Origin of the sequence: Sphaerobacter sp., from assembly GCF_019683595.1 — a bacterium.
In the GTDB taxonomy this organism is placed as follows: Bacteria; Chloroflexota; Chloroflexia; order Thermomicrobiales; family Thermomicrobiaceae; genus Sphaerobacter.
Genome location: NZ_JADGHZ010000286.1, coordinates 1 through 3182, shown reverse-complemented (window position 1 = coordinate 3182; position 3182 = coordinate 1). Strand labels below are relative to the sequence as shown.

Below are 3182 nucleotides of genomic sequence, written 5' to 3'. Positions count from 1 at the left end.
ACCGCGCCCTCGATCGCCGCCCGCCTCAATGCCTCGACCCGCTCCGCCGTCGGCCCGGCCGGGTCGACGCCCGCCGCCCGCGCCGCCAGGATCAGCACCCGCCGCTGCAACGCCGGGTGCAGGTCGCGCAGGGCCTCGCGCGCGACCGTCACCAGCCTCCCAGCCCGCCCCACGATCTCCGAAGCCGCCGCGTCGGCCGCCGCTTGGAGATACGCCGCGTCGTCCGCGAGCAGCCCTGCCGTCCGAGCGATCGTCTCGACCACTCCCGGAGCGATTCGCTCCAGCTCCGGCAGGACCGCATGCCGCACCACGTTGCGCCGGTAGACCGGCGACACGTTCGACGTGTCCTCGATCGGCACCAGGCCCCGCGCCCGGACGTAGCGCTCCACCTGCGCCCGGGTCAGCCCCAGCAGCGGGCGCAGCAACCACAGCGACACCACTTCGCGCTCGTCGGGGTCAAGCGGCACCGGCCGGTGGGTCTGCTCCCGCATCCCCACCAGGCCGTCGAGCCCGGCCCCGCGCACGAGCCGCAGCAGCACCGTCTCCGCCTGGTCGTTGGCCGTGTGCGCCACCGCGACCCAGCGCACGCCCTGCTCCCGCGCTGCCGCCGCCAGCGCCGCGTATCGTGCCGCCCGCGCCGCCGATTCGGTTCCCTCCCGCAGCACCCGGTCCCACGCGCCGACGTCGACCGTCGCGACCTCGACCGTCACCCCCACGGACTTCCCGAGCGCCACCGCGCGGTCCGCATCGGCGTCAGCCTCCGGTCGAAGCCGGTGGTTGACGTGCAGCGCGAGCGGCCGGGGCCCCCTACCCGCCGCGTGGAGCGCCTGAAGTGCCGCGGTGAGCGCCAATGAGTCGGCCCCGCCGGAGAAACCGACCAGCACGCGGTCATCCGGGCCGAGACCGGCCCGCTCGACCGCCTCTTGGACGTGTCGCTCGAAAGACGCCACCACGACTGCCGCCACCGCTCCGTCCGCCGGGTCAGGCCCGGTCTCCCGTCGCCGCGAGTGTATCACCCGGCGGGAGCACCCAAGCGCGGCCCGCGGCGTGCGTAAGCGACACGCAGGGCAGAGGCCGCGTGCGGGTGATGGACACCGGGACAACGCGCCTGCACCCATATCCAGGATCTGGGGAAGGATGGAAGAGATGGAAGAAACCCGTAGGAGCACCGGACTCGTCAAGCCGGCCATCGTCGCCGTCCTTATCTGCGAAGGCGCCGGCCTGATCGGCTCGATTTTCACCCGAGCCGGCCTCAACGGCTGGTTCCAAACGTTGAATAAGCCGCGCTTCAACCCACCGGGTTGGGTCTTCGGCCCCGTCTGGACCGTGCTCTACGCCCTCATGGGGATTGCCGCCGCGATGATATGGCAGCGACGCGACACGGACCCGGAGGCGCGGCCCGCACTCCGCCTTTTTGGCGTCCAGCTCGGGCTGAACGTGCTCTGGTCGGCCGCCTTCTTCGGGGCCCGCTCGCCCTTCGCGGCGCTGATCAACATCGTTGCCCTGTGGAGCGCACTCGTCGCGACGACCCTGCGCTTCTCGCGCGTCTCCGGTCGGGCGGCGGGGCTATTACTGCCCTACCTGGCCTGGACCACCTTCGCGACCGTGCTCAACGCGGCCATCTGGCGCCTGAACCGCTGATCCCGCGCGCCGCTGCACAGGAGCCAGGCCGGCGATCACTCCTCGGGCAGGATGAACGGCTGCTCGAGGAACTCCAGCCGCACGCCCATCAGCCGGGCCTCGTTGCTGAGGCGCGTCAGGCGGTTGAGGTCGACGTAGACCCGATCCGGGCGGGTCGCGATGATCACGTCCAGCCCACGCCGCCAGAGGAGTGTCCGGAGCCGCTTCAGCTCCGGGCGCTCATCGCCCGGCTCCGAAGCCGTCTCCCGGAATACGTCGACCACCCGGTAACCCTGGGCGAGGGCGTACGCCCGGCACCGCTCCTCCTGTGAGTCGAGGTCGTCTTCCGGGTCCGGGTGCTGCTCCCCGCGGAACCACGTGTAGATTGCGGCTCGCTCCGGCATGATCGACACCTCCACTCCGACCGGTATCCGGCACCGACCGCGCCCATCGCGCTGCCACCATGGTACTCGGCCCGGCGCACCAACGCACGCCGGGAGGCGCCCACCGGGTGCCGCCGCACCCGCGACGAACGCACCACGCTCACCGTGCGCTGTGCGACGGGAGTGGCATCACACGTGCTCCGGTGCCGGCAACCGGTACATCCGCGCGTGATCCGAACACCCTGGACGAGAGGAAGAACCATGCCCCGCCCGCTGCGTGAGCAGGTCGTCGTCATCACCGGCGCATCATCCGGCATCGGCCGCGAGACGGCCCTCCGCCTCGGTCAACGCGGTGCCTCCCTCGTCCTCGCCGCCCGGAACGCGGAAGCCCTCACCTCCCTGGCACGGGAGATCGAGCAGGCCGGCGGCCAAGCCCACGTGGTCCCGACCGACGTGGCCGACTGGCCGCAGGTCGAGAAGCTTGCCCAGGCCGCCGTGGACCGCTTCGGCCGCATCGACACCTGGATCAACAACGCCGGCCTCTACCTGGCCGCCCGCGTCGAAGACATGACTATCGACGACGCGACACGACTGATGCAGGTCAACGTCCTCGGGACCATCCACGGCACCAAGGCCGCTCTACCGCATCTCATCCGCCAGGGGCAGGGCACGATCATCAACGTGGGCTCGGCCGTCGGCGCTCGCGGCACTCCCCTTCTCGCCGCCTACTCGGCCTCGAAGTTCGCGGTGAAGGGCTTCACCGAGGCCCTGCGCGTGGAGCTGGCGCGAGATCACCCGGGGATCAAAGTCGTCCTCATCATGCCGCTCTCGATCAACACGCCCTTGTTCACCAACCACGCCCGCTCGCGGCTCGGGTTCGTCCCCCACCCCATTCCGCCGATCTACGAGCCCGGCGCCGTGGCCGACACCATCCTGTTCGCCATCGAGCATCCCCGGGCCGAGATCTACATCGGCCCCGGCCGCCCGCTCGCAATCCTCAACGCAGCGATGCCCGGCCTCCTCGACCGGCTCATGCTCGTCCGAGATCTCGTGTTCCGGGCACAGCACACCGACCAAGCCGACGACGGCCGCGACACCTTCGACGCCCCGATGCCCACCGAGACCTACACCACCACCGGCCAGTTCACCGCCAAGGCCAAGCCGACCAGCCTCTACACC

Annotated in this window: 4 protein-coding genes; 2 read left to right on the top strand and 2 right to left on the bottom strand. The window is 71.0% G+C overall.

Annotated elements, in window-relative coordinates; all coding sequences use genetic code 11:
* The coding region (gene tilS, locus IRZ30_RS16690; RefSeq protein WP_294086805.1) for a tRNA lysidine(34) synthetase TilS at window positions 1-965 on the bottom strand (965 nt) is incomplete at its 3' end.
* 181 nt (window positions 966-1146) lie between these two features.
* On the opposite strand from tilS, the gene IRZ30_RS16685 reads away from it, so the two are divergent.
* A complete protein-coding gene (locus IRZ30_RS16685) occupies window positions 1147-1641 on the top strand; it encodes a TspO/MBR family protein (RefSeq protein ID WP_294086803.1) in 495 nt (164 codons plus the stop codon).
* Window positions 1642-1676: 35 nt separating this feature from the next.
* Here IRZ30_RS16685 and IRZ30_RS16680 read toward each other — a convergent pair whose 3' ends face one another.
* A complete protein-coding gene (locus tag IRZ30_RS16680; protein ID WP_012871257.1) occupies window positions 1677-2024 on the bottom strand; it encodes a recombinase family protein in 348 nt (115 codons plus the stop codon).
* 240 nt (window positions 2025-2264) lie between these two features.
* Here IRZ30_RS16680 and IRZ30_RS16675 point away from each other — a divergent pair.
* The coding region (locus IRZ30_RS16675) for an SDR family oxidoreductase (protein ID WP_294086800.1) at window positions 2265-3182 on the top strand (918 nt) is incomplete at its 3' end.

Coding starts and splice junctions, on each gene's coding strand:
- IRZ30_RS16680 (WP_012871257.1), bottom strand. CDS start 2,024: ATGCCGGAGCGAGCCGCAATCTACACGTGGTTCCGCGGGGAGCAGCAC.
- IRZ30_RS16685 (WP_294086803.1), top strand. CDS start 1,147: ATGGAAGAAACCCGTAGGAGCACCGGACTCGTCAAGCCGGCCATCGTC.